11 protein-coding genes and 1 pseudogene are annotated in these 14818 nt (G+C 45.5%); 7 read left to right on the top strand and 5 right to left on the bottom strand.

Going from position 1 to position 14818, the window contains the following annotated elements:
* Positions 1 to 306 precede the first annotated feature (306 nt).
* The 4 genes from uxuA to AC6R1A_RS02490 all read right to left on the bottom strand — a co-directional run bounded on the left by uxuA (position 307) and on the right by AC6R1A_RS02490 (position 5270).
* Positions 307 to 1488: a mannonate dehydratase gene (gene uxuA / locus AC6R1A_RS02505; protein ID WP_500632766.1), complete on the bottom strand. Its 1182-nt coding sequence runs from the start codon at positions 1486 to 1488 to the stop codon at positions 307 to 309.
* A gap of 105 nt (positions 1489 to 1593) precedes the next feature.
* On the bottom strand, positions 1594 to 2346 hold the full coding sequence (locus AC6R1A_RS02500) for an FCD domain-containing protein (RefSeq protein ID WP_500632765.1): 753 nt from the start codon (positions 2344 to 2346) through the stop codon (positions 1594 to 1596).
* 86 nt (positions 2347 to 2432) lie between these two features.
* Positions 2433 to 4226 (bottom strand): glycoside hydrolase family 2 protein, encoded by a 1794-nt coding sequence (locus tag AC6R1A_RS02495; RefSeq protein WP_500632764.1) that lies wholly within the window; start codon positions 4224 to 4226, stop codon positions 2433 to 2435.
* Between the two features lie 57 nt (positions 4227 to 4283).
* Entirely contained in the window at positions 4284 to 5270 is a 987-nt protein-coding gene (locus tag AC6R1A_RS02490) for a TRAP transporter substrate-binding protein (protein ID WP_500632763.1), read from the bottom strand.
* Positions 5271 to 5573: 303 nt separating this feature from the next.
* Between AC6R1A_RS02490 and AC6R1A_RS02485 the strand changes: the two genes are divergently transcribed.
* From AC6R1A_RS02485 to AC6R1A_RS02455, 7 genes and pseudogenes are all read left to right on the top strand, one after another.
* Positions 5574 to 6065, top strand: a complete 492-nt coding sequence (locus AC6R1A_RS02485; protein WP_500632762.1) for a TRAP transporter small permease — start codon at positions 5574 to 5576, stop codon at positions 6063 to 6065.
* Positions 6066 to 6095: 30 nt separating this feature from the next.
* Positions 6096 to 7397 carry a TRAP transporter large permease gene (locus AC6R1A_RS02480; RefSeq protein ID WP_500632761.1) on the top strand — a complete coding sequence of 434 codons (1302 nt, stop codon included), beginning with the start codon at positions 6096 to 6098 and terminating at the stop codon, positions 7395 to 7397.
* A 79-nt stretch (positions 7398 to 7476) separates the two neighbouring features.
* The gene (locus AC6R1A_RS02475) at positions 7477 to 9873 is read left to right on the top strand and encodes a glycoside hydrolase family 31 protein (RefSeq protein WP_500632760.1); all 2397 of its coding nucleotides are present in this window, start codon (positions 7477 to 7479) and stop codon (positions 9871 to 9873) included.
* A gap of 11 nt (positions 9874 to 9884) precedes the next feature.
* A complete protein-coding gene (locus tag AC6R1A_RS02470; RefSeq protein ID WP_500632759.1) occupies positions 9885 to 11348 on the top strand; it encodes a fructuronate reductase in 1464 nt (487 codons plus the stop codon).
* Between the two features lie 12 nt (positions 11349 to 11360).
* Positions 11361 to 12764 (top strand): glucuronate isomerase, encoded by a 1404-nt coding sequence (gene uxaC / locus AC6R1A_RS02465; protein WP_500632758.1) that lies wholly within the window; start codon positions 11361 to 11363, stop codon positions 12762 to 12764.
* Between the two features lie 9 nt (positions 12765 to 12773).
* Positions 12774 to 13778 carry a sugar kinase gene (locus AC6R1A_RS02460; RefSeq protein WP_500638682.1) on the top strand — a complete coding sequence of 335 codons (1005 nt, stop codon included), beginning with the start codon at positions 12774 to 12776 and terminating at the stop codon, positions 13776 to 13778.
* A pseudogene (locus AC6R1A_RS02455) lies at positions 13754 to 13957 on the top strand (bifunctional 4-hydroxy-2-oxoglutarate aldolase/2-dehydro-3-deoxy-phosphogluconate aldolase); the annotation flags it as partial. The gene AC6R1A_RS02460 and the pseudogene AC6R1A_RS02455, both read left to right, overlap by 25 nt.
* 9 nt (positions 13958 to 13966) lie before the next feature.
* Here AC6R1A_RS02455 and AC6R1A_RS02450 read toward each other — a convergent pair.
* On the bottom strand, positions 13967 to 14818 hold an 852-nt coding region (locus AC6R1A_RS02450; protein ID WP_500646139.1), incomplete at its 5' end, for an IS3 family transposase.

The following is a 14818-nucleotide window of genomic DNA, read 5'->3' as shown; positions in this document are numbered from 1 at the left end:
ATTGACATCCGGGGAATCCATGTGCCCTGTTAGGTGATTTTTCCTCGTAATTCTCTCATTAGTCTTACCGACTCATCAAACTGCGATAACGCCTTATTTACCTGAAAGCTAAGACCTAGCTTACTATCCAATGGTCATCAGGATTGGCTAGACGGTCTGGTTGATGCGACACATAACGCACTTTAGTGTAGGCTGATATAACAAAACTATGAAAGCCGACTCCAATATGATTGAGAGCGGCTTTTTCATACAATATGAAAATAGACTTACACAGATTTTTAACTGTTAAATGTAAATCTGATGCTATTAGCTATAGAAAGCTCTTGATAGCGCCAGCTCAACACCACGTATTTCCGCCAGACCTTTTAGACGGCCTATACATGAGTAACCAGGATTAGTTTTCTTTTTTAAATCATCTATCATTTGGTGACCATGGTCTGGGCGCATAGGGATTAAACGTGTTTCACCCGCGCATTTACGACGGTACTCCTCCTTCAATAAAGCATTAATCACATTATACATATCAACATCACCTTCTAAGTGAGCAGCTTCATGGAAACTTAATGGGTTTTCTTCACGCTGAGTTGAACGTAGATGAGTAAAGTATATACGATCACCATAGGTTTCTATCATATTAACTAGATCATTGTCTCCGCGCACACCGTATGAACCTGTGCACATCGTAATACCGTTCATTTGGCTTGGTACCGCTTTAGTTAACGCGTCAATATCTTCAATTGTAGAAACGATACGAGGTAACCCCAAAATTGGTCGAGGCGGGTCATCAGGGTGTACGGCAAGCTTAAGCCCATACTGTTCACATACAGGCATCAACTCATTGAGGAACAACACCATATGCTCACGCAACTTGGCTTTATCAATACCTTTATAGGTATCTAAACGTGTTTGAAACTCTTCTAAAGTGTAGCCTTCTTCTGCCCCAGGTAGACCAGCGATAATATTTGCTGTCAGCTTCTCAATTTCATTCTGAGTCATGGCCTCATAACGACAACGAGCTTCATCTTTTTCGTTCTTTGTGTATTCAGAATCAGCGCCTGGACGCTTGAGAATATACAGGTCAAAAGCTGCAAACTCTATTTGATCGAACCGTAGCGCTTTTGAACCATCCTCGAGTTCGTACTCTAGATCAGTACGTGTCCAATCTAATACGGGCATGAAATTATAACAGACCGTATCAATACCGCACTCTGCTAGATTAATAAGCGTATTCTTATAGTTTTCTATCCACTGAGCATAGTTACCCGATCGAGTTTTAATTTCTTCATGTACAGGAACACTTTCTACAACAGACCAAACAAACCCCTTCGCTTCGATAAGTTCCTTACGATTTTTAATTTCTTCTTTACTCCAAACTTCACCATTTGGAATATGATGAAGGGCATTAACAATACCAGTTGCGCCTGCTTGTTTTATATCATCTAAAGATACTGGGTCATTTGGCCCATACCAACGCCAAGTCTGTTCCATATTTATCTACCTACTTTTAGACACTACTGAACTTGGAGATTAATTTAGTAGCCTCCAAACCCAATACTTAGTTAAGTGTTGATGTGATTTAAGTAAATTGTAGTTTTATCGAAATAGAAATCCATCGAATTGAGGATCATCTACATCTGATAATTCAAATAATGTTTGCTTTACATTTTCAAGGTGCTGCCACATAGCTTTACGTGCACCTTCAGGATCACGCCGTTGTAATGCTCTCAAAATAACCTCATGATCCTCTAACCAAGCTTTCCTATAATTGATATCAGTAATTCTCGCATGTAGTTGGCGCCACATTGAACTTTCGTCTCTACGAGCCCAAAGATCTTGGACGATATCGCTTAATACACTATTTTGCGATGCTTCGGCGATCGTAAGATGGAACATCTCATCGCCATCATAATCACCAAAACCTGTTTCTAATTGCTTGCGCTCTGTATCCAAAGCTTCACGAAGTTTAGAAATATCATTCTTGGTGACATTCTGTGCTGCAAAACTAGCTATCTGACTTTCTAAAACTTGACGAGCCTGGAGCAACTCAAAAGGACCGATATCTGAAGATTTACGGCTGCTGGTCTCTTCAGGACCACCAAGCGTGCTTACGGCTGAGTCATTAAGAACATAGACTCCTGAACCTTTACGGACCTCTACTAAACCTTGTATTTCAAGCATGATTATGGCTTCACGAACCACTGAACGGCTGACATTCATCTCTTCTGCAATATCGCGTTCTGGTGGTAAGCGATCTCCCACTTTAAACTCACCCGACCTGATTCGTTCATGCAGCGCAAGACCGATTTCTTGATATAGGCGTTTTGGTGTTGAGATTGCAATATTCATGAGTACATCTTTGTTTAGGTTTGAGTTTATCTTAACAGCGAATTTTAATTGGTCAACCAATTGGTTGACCAATTGTGAGGTAGGTCTTATCGCTCTTGCATTAGCTTTTTATAGAAGTCCGCCAATAGGTAAAAAGAGGTCTTCTTAGTGAACTTATCATTCGAGATAAGGCCTTTACGATTCCAGCCAAGCTGGAACATGTTTTGGCGTCGCTCAACACGGAACTCGTACATGATCCATGGCGATATTCCCTTGATATAGTCCAAACGCTGCAGGTATTCAATCTGCTTTTGGTACACCTCAGCCATATAGGCTTCACTGAAGAACCCCGTTTTCGGAGCACCTTCTCCAATAAAGCCATCGGCACCAGTTTCTGAGATCACCACTGGCTTACCAGGGTTCGAGTTCTCACCAATCTCGATCAACTCATCAAACACCTCTTCATACCAACCGTAGTATTCGTTGATACCAATAACATCAAGGTGTTCAGCGAGGCGATCTTCAATCTTGTTCTTAGCGTGGTTGACCAAACAGGCTGCTGAAACTAAGCGACATGGGTCGTTTTCACGCGCTACTTTAACCAAGTTCGACATGAAGTTAAGGCGCGCATCTGTGTCAGCGTTTTCGTTACCTACCGACCACATAATAATACTTGCGCGGTTTCTGTCACGCTTAATCATCTCAAGTAGTTGATTTTCAGCATCGTCGTACGTTGCTGAGTTTTCAAAATCAATCGCCCAGTACACTGGGATCTCAGCCCAAATCAAGAACCCCATCTCGTCGGCCATCTTGGTTGCCAATTCATGGTGGGTATAGTGTGCAAAGCGCATGTAGTTGCAGTTCAATTCTTTGGCATGCAGGAAACGACGCTTCAAGTCCTCTGGGGTCACAACTTTACCCAGAGTCTTATCATCCTCATGCACACTGATACCGCGAAGGAAGGTGTTAAGACCATTGACGTAAATATCGGTGCCGATGACTTCTACTTGACGGAAACCAACGCGATCACTCACACTGTCTTTTCCGTAACACGCTGTAATATCGTAAAGTTTCGGACTTTCTAGAGACCATAGCTCTGGAGATACCATGATATCTGCGCTTGCCTTGCCATTGTCTACAGTAAGCACTTGCTTAATACCAAGCTCATCTATCGCAAACTCAACCTCTGCTTGCTCCCCCTCAACCTCAATATCAACATGGATCTGGTTATACTCACCGTTAGGGACGAGGTAGACGTGAAGATCACGCAGTACGTCTGTTGGCGTTCGTACAATCTCAATATCTCGGTAGATACCACCATAGTTAAACCAATCTGTGTTACGCATTGGGACTCTATCAAGAGTACGAGTATTGTTTACACAACACATAATCCAGTTACGACCAGGCTGAAGTTTACCGGTAAACTCTGCGAAGAACGGCGTAGAGCCACCATAGTGGTTACCAATAAACTCTCCATTTAAGAATACCTTACAGTCATATTGAGCTGCACCCACACGCAAGAATATACGTTCATCTTGTTCTTTTTCGTTGTAGTCCCAAGCTTTGGTATACCAAGCGCTGCCTTCAAAGAAATACCACTTCTCTTTTTGCATCTGCCAGTTAGAGGGAACCGGCGTCGTTTCGCCAACGTAAGGGTCATAATCCCATGGTTCGGTGCGCTCTTCCGCTGGCATTGGTGTCATTTCGTACCAACGCTGGCGCAAGCCTGTATCCAATAGGTCTACCGCAAAGTTCCAGTGACCATTTAATGACTCTGTTTCACGGTCGCCCATGAATAACATATTGTTATGATTTAGATTTTGTAGGTTGAAAGGCACATCATATTGCTCATCGTGCAGACAGTTAATTGCGTTTTCAGCCAACTCAGAACGTTCTAACATCTTAATTGCTCCCAACAAAAAGAGCGCATCTCTGCGCTCTTTCGTTAATCTCTGTAATTATTGTGCTAGTGCGTCGATGCCACGAACGTACTCAGCAATTGCTGGGTTTTCTAATGCTGTATCGTGCATTGGTTTCACTGCGTCAACAAATGGTTGTTTTTCAACAGCAACGAACTTAACGTCCATTGATTTCTGAGCTTTCTTAACCGCTTTGTCCGTCATTTCTGTCCATAGGTCTTTGTGGTACATCATTGACTCTTTCGCTGCTTTCTTCAGAGCTTGTTGGTATTCATCACCTAGGTCATCCCAAACTTTAGAACTGATAACCAGTACGTCAGGGATCATTGTATGCTCATCTTGGCTGTACACTTTCGATACTTCACCGTGACGAGAGTTAGTTAGCGCCGTTGGGTTGTTTTCTGCACCATCTACAACACCTTGTTGTAGTGCAGTGTATAGCTCACCGTATGCTAGAGGCGTTGGTGCACCACCCATCAACTTAATCATCTCAACCGCTGTTGGGCTTGGTTGAACACGAATCTTCAGACCTTTTAGATCTTCTGGAGATTTAATTTCTTTGTTTGCGTAGAAGCTACGTGCGCCTGCATCGTAGTAAGTTAGACCTACAAAGCCTTTGTCGTAAGATGCCGCTAGAATTTGCTCACCAACTTCGCCAGTCATCGCACGGTAGTAGTGGTCACGGTCGCGGAAGATGTAAGGGATATTGAATGCGCCGTAAGCAGGTTCGAATGACTCCATTTCACTAGCGTTAGATTTAGCAATGTGTAGAGCACCATTTTGCAGTAGCTCCATTGATTCACGCTGAGTACCTAGTTGACCGTTCGGGTAAATACGGATGCGAACTTCGCCATCTGTGTATTCTTTTACTTGGTCAGCCATGTATTGCATTGACTTGTGTACAGGGTGGTTACGATCTTGGTTGTGGCTAAGTTTAAGCGTAGTTGCTGCTGATGCTGCAAAGCTGGTTGACGCTGCTAGTGCGCAAGTCATCGCAGTGCTTAATACTTTCTTATTCCAACGCATATTCGTTCTCCATGATTTGTTTCAAGTAATTGGTAAGTCTCGGTTAACCAATTTTAATCAGTGCCGAGTTATTATTGAGTACCCATCCAATTTGAACCAATTCTGTTCAATTCTCAAGGCTACATTACCAATTGGTTGACCAATGCCACACTTTCACCGATTAAATTGGCCTGACCAATATTTCTGTGACTCCTATCACGTGCCAATTGACAAGTCTGTGTTTAAATCCGCTCAACTTAAAGAATTATTCCCTTTTATATATCACTCATGACGAACTTTATTTTTCGTCACCTAGGAGACTTTATGAATAAGCTCATTACGATAATGAATAAAGTGCTTTCTTTATTCTGTATCTCTCTGAGTAGTGTTTTGGTTGCTTGTGTTGTTTGGCAGGTCTTTTCTCGTTACGTACTCAATATTCCGAGCACCATAACCGATGAAGTCGCCCGCTTTCTGTTTATCTGGGTAGGTCTAATGGGCGCAGCTTATACCCTAGGTCAAAAGCGTCACCTAGCGATTGACTTGCTTGCCATGAAGATGGAACACGACAAGGCAAAACACGAAAAACTAAGGCTAGTCATCAATGTCATTAGCATGGTTTTCGCTTCAGTTATTCTGACTTACGGTGGCGGAAAATTAATGCTCAAAACTCTCGCAACCGGTCAAGTTTCACCTGCTCTTGGAATAGAGATGGGCTTTATATATGCCGCTATTCCATTAAGTGGTGTCTTCATGATGATTTATTTAATCAAAGACATCATGGACAACCTTTCTAATTTAGAAAATCCAGCTTAATCCTAAGAATAATAAATAAGGAATATCACCGTGGAATGGCAAGTCATTATTGTACTATTTGGTAGTTTCTTCCTCTTTCTAGGGTTAGGTGTACCAATTTCATTTTCGATTGGTATCGCATCCCTACTTACTATTATGCTTTCTCTGCCATTTGATGCAGCGATCGCCGTAATTTCACAAAAAATGGCTTCTGGCCTAGACAGCTTCGCACTATTAGCAATCCCGTTCTTTATTCTTGCGGGTAATATCATGAACCAAGGCGGTATTGCACTTCGTCTAATTGAGTTCGCTAAAGTACTGGGGGGTCGTCTGCCGGGCTCACTTGCACACGTAAACGTCCTGGCCAACATGATGTTTGGTGCGATTTCTGGTTCTGCAGTCGCTTCTGCAGCAGCCGTGGGTGGCACAATGGCGCCACTACAGAAAAAAGAAGGCTATGACGAGTCTTACTCTGCAGCGGTAAACATTACTTCTTGTCCTACAGGCTTGCTTATCCCACCTAGTAACACTTTCATCGTTTACTCGCTAATCTCTGGCGGTACATCAATCGGGGCTCTTTTCCTTGGTGGTTACATCCCTGGCCTACTCATGGGTTTAAGCCTTATGATCGTTGCGGGCATCATTGCAAAACGTCGAGGCTACCCTGTTTCTCCTAAGCCAAGTGGCTCTGAAGTTCTAAAGAAAACTTGGGATGCACTGCCAAGCCTGAGCTTAATCGTCGTCATCATGGGCGGTATCATTGGTGGTATCTTTACAGCAACAGAAGCGTCGGCAATTGCCGTGGTTTACACCTTGCTACTGGCGGTGGTGTTCTACCGTGAAGTCTCGATTAAGCAGCTACCATCTATCATCCTAGAGTCTGTGGTAACCACTTCTATCGTTCTATTGCTGATTGGCGCATCAATGGGCATGTCTTGGGCAATGGCGAACGCTGATATCCCATACATGATCAGTGATGCGCTACTAGCTGTCTCTGAAAACCCAATCATCATTCTGCTGATCATCAACATCATTCTTCTTGTGGTTGGTATCTTCATGGATATGACCCCTGCACTACTGATCTTCACACCTATCTTCTTGCCAATCGCAATGGACCTAGGTATGGACCCTGTGCACTTCGGTATCATGATGACATTCAACCTAGCAATCGGTATCTGTACTCCACCAGTAGGCTCAGCACTATTTATCGGCTGTTCTGTTGCCAAGGTGAAGATCGACAAAGTTATCAAGCCTCTACTGCCTTTCTACGCGGTATTGGTACTAGCGCTGATGCTGGTGACTTTCATCCCACAAATCAGCCTGACACTACCTCAGCTATTCCTGGGCTACTAATCGCCTAGCAGACATAACGTTACTCAATAAATAAAACAGAGAGTCCTCATATCGAGCTCTCATTCGACAGGAATTCACAATGAAAAGCCTAAGAAACTGGACCTTCAATCAGCAGAACAATAACGAAATCATCCTAAACGTTGATGAAAAGCACGCACTGCACCTATTCGTGCTTGAAACAAACCTGATCCGTGTCCTCATCAAGCGTAAAAATGAACTACGCCTAGACCGCACTTGGATGATTGCTCCAGACGGTCAAGATGTTCCATGGGAAGGTCGCGACCGCATGTCCACTGAGGGTTTCTCACTACCAAGTTTTGAGTTAACTCATAATGAAGAAATATTGGTTGTTGAGACAGAAGAGCTGCGTCTTACGCTAAACCAACCACTATGGATGGAATGGGAACACAAGGTAAACGGAGAGTGGTTACCGCTAACGAAGGACCGTAAGACGGGCGCTTATCAACTTGGTGTAACCGAGCCTGACATCAGCCACTTCATGAACCGAGGCGACGACGAATACTACTACGGTCTGGGTGAAAAAACAGGCAACCTGAACCGTGAAGGCCGCCGCTTCGAGATGCGTAACCTAGATGCAATGGGCTACGATGCAAGCAAGACTGACCCACTATACAAACACGTTCCTTTCTACATCACCAAGACAAACACCGATGAGAGCGCAGCTTCTTTTGGTGTGTTCTACGACAACCTTGCAAGCTGCTGGTTTGACCTAGGCAACGAGCTTGATAACTACCACATCAAATACCGTAGCTATCGTGCTGAAGACGGCGATCTTGACTTGTACTTCATGTATGGCGACAGCATTAAGAGCGTGACTAAGCAGTTTGTTCGCCTTACGGGTGGCACCGCATTTGGCCCTAAATGGAGCCTAGGCTACAGCGGTTCAACTATGCATTACACTGATGCACCAAACTCTCAAGAACTACTAGAGGGTTTTGTTGACCAATGTGAAGATCACGGCATTCCATGTGACTCATTCCAACTATCTTCAGGTTACACATCGATTGGCGACCTACGTTATGTATTCAACTGGAACTACGACAAGGTGCCAAACCCAAATGCAATGGCGGATCACTTCCATAACAACGGCTTGAAGCTAGCAGCAAACATCAAGCCTTGCCTACTTCACAGCCACCCTCGCTTTGAAGAAGTGAAAGAGAAAGGTCTTTTCATCAAGGATTCTGAGTACGACCAACCTGAAAACTCCGTATTCTGGGATTCAGACGGCTCACATCTCGACTTCACTAACCCTGAAACAGTGAAATGGTGGCAAGACAACGTTAAAGAGCAGCTACTAGATAAGGGTATCGATTCAACGTGGAACGATAACAACGAATATGAGATCTGGGACAAAGGCGCTCGCTGCTTCGGTTTTGGTAAAGAGATCCCTGTAAGCTTAATCCGCCCGCTACAACCACTATTGATGATGCGTGCATCGTACGAAGCACAAGTTGAGTACGCACCAGAGATTCGTCCCTACCTAATCTCTCGTTCAGGCTGCCCAGGCATGAACCGTTACGTTCAAACTTGGAGTGGTGACAACCGCACCAACTGGACGAGCTTGAAGTACAACATCAAGATGGGTCTAGGTATGAGCCTATCTGGTCTGTACAACCTTGGTCACGATGTAGGTGGCTTCTCAGGTGAAAAACCGGATCCAGAACTGTTCTCTCGCTGGGTACAAAATGGGGTAATGAACCCTCGCTTCACCATCCACTCTTGGAATGATGACGGCAGCGTTAATGAACCATGGATGCATCCAACGGTCACACCAATCATTCGTGATGCCATGAAGATCCGTTACCAGTTATTGCCATACATCTACGACTCACTCTACCAAGCGCACGCACACGACGAGCCAATACTTCGTCCAACGTTCCTTGACCATGAGCACGACGTAAACACATTTGCAGAGAATGATGATTACCTATTAGGTAAAGATCTACTGGTTGCTTCAGTTGTTGAAGAAGGTCAGCGCGAGCGTGAGGTTTACTTGCCAAACAACCAAAACGGTTGGTACGACTACTACACAGGGCAATGGTACAGCTCTGGTAGCACAGTCACAATTGATGCACCACTAGAGCGTATCCCACTGCTTGCTCGTGCAGGCTCTATCATCCCAACCAGTGAACGTATAGCTAACGTCGATGCGAAGAAAGATAACCGCCGTGGTTTGAATATCTACCCAATTCAAGGCGTGGGTTGCAGCACTTGCAGCCTATTCGATGATGATGGCGAGACCAATAGTTACCAATCTGGTGAGCACATCACGTTAGACATAGAAATGACATGTAACAACAACACAATTGAACTAAGCATCGCTCGCACTGGCGATTTCAAACCCGCTTACGATGCACTGACGCTAAACCTACCTCAAGGTGAAACTCGTCAGCTAATTATCAACGGCGAAACTTACCATAACGGTGCCACTTTCCCACTAACAGCTGCGAATTAAGGAACAGATTCATGACGAACATTAGCAATCAACCATTGAACGAAGCGGTAACCCAACCAACTTACGATCGTTCAAAACTAAAATCTCGAATCGTTCACCTTGGTTTTGGCGCGTTTCATCGCGCCCACCAAGGTCTGTTCACTGACGAAGTCGCTCGTAAATCGGACAGTGATTGGGGCATTTGTGAAGTAAACCTATTCGGTGGTGAGGAGCTCATTAAGTCCTTACGCGAGCAAAACCATCTTTACACCGTGGCAGAGAAAGGTGCTGAATCAACAGACGTAAAAGTGATTGGTTCAGTCAACGAGTCTCTTCATCCGAGCTTTGACGGCATCAATGCCGTCATCGAAAAGATGGCAGAACCGCAAGTGGCTATCGTGTCTATGACCATCACTGAAAAAGGCTACTGTGCAGATCCAGCAACGGGCCGATTAGACAAGAACAACCCGCTCGTTGTTGCAGACCTACAAAACCCTACTCAGCCCAAATCGGCTCTAGGTTACATTGTTCAGGCTCTAAAAGTGCGTCGTGAGCGTGGTCTAGCACCATTCACGGTGATGTCTTGCGACAACGTGCAAGAGAACGGTCACGTAGCAAAAGCGGCAATTCTTGAGTTTTCCAAACTGCTTGATGCTGAGTTAGGTGCATGGATTGAAGCAAATGTGACTTTCCCATGCACCATGGTTGACCGCATCGTTCCTGCAGCAACAGAAGAAACACTGAACGAAATTACCGAACTGCTTGGTGTGCAAGACCCATGTGGCATCGCCTGTGAGCCATTCCGTCAATGGGTGATCGAAGACAATTTCGTTACAGGACGTCCAGACTGGAATATCGCTGGTGCAGAATTTGTTGCTGACGTCGTGCCATACGAAGAGATGAAACTACGTATGTTAAACGGAAGCCACTCTTTTCTAGCTTACCTAGGTTACTTGGGCAGCTACGCACACATTTCAGATACCATGGCAGACGAGGGTTATCGCAAGGCAGCATTCGACATGATGACGCAAGCGCAAGCACCATCGCTAAGCATGCCAGAAGGTACAGACCTAGAAGGCTATGCGAAGCAACTGATCGACCGCTTTACTAACCCAAGCTTGAAGCACAAAACATGGCAAATTGCGATGGATGGCAGTCAGAAGATCCCTCAGCGTATGGGCGGCAGCTTGCGCTTCCACCTAGAGCAAGGTTCAGACTTCAAATGGCTTGCGGCTGGTATCGCAGGTTGGATGCGTTATGTTTCAGCAGTTGATGAGCAAGGTAACGAGATTGATGTTCGTGACCCTATGGCAGAGCAGCTGAAAGCAGTATGTGACGAGCATGGTCAGAATGTTTCTGTCGTTCCGGCGCTCTTGTCTATCGAAGCCGTCTTCGCTCCAGAAATCGGCCAAAATCCTCAAGTTATCAATGCAGTAAGCTCTGCGTACCAATCTCTTATCGAGAATGGTGCACGAGCGACTGTTGCTGCGCTTTAAAAGGAAACAAACATGAAAAACTTTCTATGTGATGACTTCCTATTAAGCAATGAGACGGCGCGCCGTCTCTACCATGAGCACGCAGCTGACAAACCTATTTTTGATTACCACTGTCACCTGAATCCGGCAGAGGTTGCACAGAACCGCCAGTTTGAAAACATGAGTCAAATTTGGCTTGAAGGCGATCACTACAAGTGGCGTGGCATGCGTTCTGCGGGCATTGAAGAGCGCCTAATTACGGGTGATGCAAGCGAGTATGATAAGTTCCAAGCGTGGGCAAAAACGGTTCCTATGACGTTAGGTAACCCATTATTCCACTGGACTCACCTTGAGCTTCGCCGTCCATTCGGCATCACAAACAAGCTGCTTAACGCGGAAACAGCCGATAGCATTTGGCATGAATGCAACGAGCTGTTACAAACACCTGAATTTTCTGCACGCGGCATCATGAAACAGATGAACGTAGTGATGGCGGGAACGACCGATGATCCTATCGACACATTAGAACATCATGCTGCCATTGCCGCAGATGAGAGCTTTGATGTTGAAGTACTACCGAGCTGGCGTCCAGACAAAGCCTTCAAGATTGAGTTGGATGGTTTTGCTGACTACATGACTCTGCTGGGTCAAGCTGCTGATATTGAGATCACGAGCTTTAATGCTCTACTTCATGCTCTCGATAACCGCCTAGCTCACTTTGACGCTCACGGCTGTCGTGCAGCTGACCACGGTATTGAGGTGGTTCGTTATGCCGAAATTCCATCAGAAAAAACGCTTGATAGCCTGATTACTCGTCGATTAAACGGTGAAGTACTTAGCGAAACAGAATGTGCACAGTTCTCTACCGCTGTGCAAGTATGGCTGGGCAAGCGCTATGCCAAACTGGGCTGGGTAATGCAGCTACATATTGGTGCGCAGCGTAACAACAACACTCGTATGTTCAATCTACTAGGCGCAGACGCTGGCTTTGACTCCATCAGCGATCGTACTTTCGCATTCGAGCTAGCACACCTGTTAGATGATATGGAAAATACCAACGAGCTGCCAAAGACCATTCTTTACTGCCTAAACCCTCGTGATAATGAAATGATGGCGACGATGATGGGTAACTTCCAAGGTGGTGGTATCGCAGGCAAGATTCAGTTCGGTTCAGGTTGGTGGTTCAACGATCAGAAAGACGGCATGCAGCGTCAAATGGAACAGCTTTCTCAACTCGGTCTACTAAGTCAGTTCGTTGGTATGCTTACGGATTCACGCAGCTTCCTATCGTACACCCGTCACGAGTACTTCCGTCGCATCCTATGTGACATGATCGGCCGCTGGGCAGATAAAGGTGAAGTACCCAATGACATATCACTGCTTGGTCCAATGGTTGAAGATATTTGCTTTAACAATGCTAAACGCTACTTCGCGTAAGAACTGGTTATGAAAAATATCGCAATAATTGGAGAGTGCATGATTGAGCTCAACGGCAAACCGTTCGGCGCAATGCACCAAACCTTTGGTGGGGATACACTTAACGCTGCGGTTTACCTAAGCCGCGGTTGTGAACTCAATACTAAAGAACAAGCTATTACCGTTTCTTATGTTTCGGCAATCGGCGCAGATCCGTTGAGTGAAGGTATGATTACTCGTTGGCAGCAAGAAGGCATAAACACCGACCTTGTACTGCATGACGAAAAACGTACCCCGGGCGTTTACCTCATTCAGTTAGATGACCAAGGCGAGCGCACGTTCTTGTACTGGCGTAACCAATCGCCTGCGCGCTACCTACTGCAACATCCAAACTTCAACCGTATTAAACAATCTCTAACGAAGATGGATATTGTGTTTGTTAGTGGTATCAGCCTAGCGATTTTGCCTGATGAAGACCGCAGCAAGCTAGTCACTCTGCTTGCTGATCTTCGCAGTCAAGGCGTAGAAGTATCATTCGACAGCAATTATCGTCCAGCTCTATGGCCAAATGACAAGCTAAGAACGGTCAAAGAACACTACGAAGCAATGTATCAAACCACAGATTTAGCGCTGGTAACTTTTGATGATGAACAGCTGATCTGGGGTGATAAAACAGCTGAAGATACATTGACTCGCCTGCATAACCTTGGAATCACCAAGGTTGTGGTCAAACTGGGTGAGAAGGGCTGTCTTGTTGGTGACACTAGCCATGACAACAGTTACACAGTGCCGACGATACCAGTCGAAACTGTCATCGATACCACATCAGCGGGTGACTCATTTAACGGTGGTTTCCTCTCTTGCTACTTAGCAGGAGGCTCCCTAGAACAATCATGCCAACGCGGCAATGTACTTGCCGGCGTGGTAATCCAACACCGTGGCGCAATCATTCCCAAATCAGCCACTGATGTTGTGACTTCAAAAATAGAATTAATTTCTAAGGATTTATCATGTCTACAATTAACGAACAACTAAAAGCACTAAAAGTCATCCCTGTTATCACAATCGACAAAGCTGAAGACATCATCCCAATTGGTAAGGTGTTAGCTGAAAACGGCCTTCCAGCAGCAGAAATCACCTTCCGCTCTGATGCAGCAGCAGAGGCTATTCGCCTGCTTCGCGAAGCACAACCGGACATGCTGATTGGTGCTGGATTGTAGTGGTCAACTAAATCCGGACACTTTGTTAGGCCGATTCTCGGCTTTAGCGGGCGGCACCCCATCATTGTGCTGATGCGGGCGCTGCCAGTTGTAGTAATCCATCAAAAACAGACCCACGTCTCGTCTCGCTTCTCGAGCAGTCATGTAGCCTGTTGATGGGATCCATTCTGTCTTTAAGCTCCGGAACAAGCGCTCCATTGGCGCATTATCCCAACAGTTGCCACGGCGACTCATACTCTGTGTTATCTGATAACGCCATAGCCGTTGTCTGAACTTCCGGCTCGCATATTGGCTACCTTGGTCTGAGTGAAACATGACTCCACGAGGGCATCCTCGTTGCTGGTAAGCCATATCTAGGGCTTTCACAACCAAGTCTGCATCTGGCTTTTCTGACATCGCCCAACCTATGACTCGCCGGGTATGAAGGTCGATAACAGCAGCCAAGTAGTGCCAACGACTGCCAGCCCAGATATATGTGATATCCCCGCACCAGACTTTATTAGGTTCGACAACGTCGAACTCCCTTTCTAGTCGATTCGGGATATCCGGTCGTTCCATCTGCGCTGATTTATAAGAATGAGAGCCAGGTTGCTTAGACAACAATCCTGCCTCTTTCATCAGGCTACGCACTTTGAAACGACCAACCTGATACCCCAGCTCCTGCATCATTGACTTTAGCGAACGACTCCCTGCAGAACCACGGCTCGCCTTGAATAGGCGACGAAGCTCACTTCGGAGTTTTAGTCGCTCAGGATTGACACTACGTTTTCGGGCCTTGTACTCATAGAAACAGGACGTGGAAATACCAAAAGCGGAGCAGACCAGTTCAGTGGACTCTTGCTCTCTTAACTGGTC

Source organism: Vibrio sp. R10-SG3-ISO3 (assembly GCF_059834225.1).
Note: the sequence above shows the minus strand (reverse complement) of the source record. Positions and strands in the feature narration are given on the sequence as shown.

What these genes read in the sequence shown, in the direction of transcription:
- AC6R1A_RS02460 (WP_500638682.1), top strand. Translation starts at nt 12,774, where the DNA reads ATGAAAAATATCGCAATAATTGGAGAGTGCATGATTGAGCTCAACGGC.
- AC6R1A_RS02500 (WP_500632765.1), bottom strand. Translation starts at nt 2,346, where the DNA reads ATGAATATTGCAATCTCAACACCAAAACGCCTATATCAAGAAATCGGT.
- AC6R1A_RS02490 (WP_500632763.1), bottom strand. Translation starts at nt 5,270, where the DNA reads ATGCGTTGGAATAAGAAAGTATTAAGCACTGCGATGACTTGCGCACTA.
- AC6R1A_RS02475 (WP_500632760.1), top strand. Translation starts at nt 7,477, where the DNA reads ATGAAAAGCCTAAGAAACTGGACCTTCAATCAGCAGAACAATAACGAA.
- AC6R1A_RS02485 (WP_500632762.1), top strand. Translation starts at nt 5,574, where the DNA reads ATGAATAAGCTCATTACGATAATGAATAAAGTGCTTTCTTTATTCTGT.
- uxuA (WP_500632766.1), bottom strand. Translation starts at nt 1,488, where the DNA reads ATGGAACAGACTTGGCGTTGGTATGGGCCAAATGACCCAGTATCTTTA.
- AC6R1A_RS02470 (WP_500632759.1), top strand. Translation starts at nt 9,885, where the DNA reads ATGACGAACATTAGCAATCAACCATTGAACGAAGCGGTAACCCAACCA.
- AC6R1A_RS02495 (WP_500632764.1), bottom strand. Translation starts at nt 4,226, where the DNA reads ATGTTAGAACGTTCTGAGTTGGCTGAAAACGCAATTAACTGTCTGCAC.
- uxaC (WP_500632758.1), top strand. Translation starts at nt 11,361, where the DNA reads ATGAAAAACTTTCTATGTGATGACTTCCTATTAAGCAATGAGACGGCG.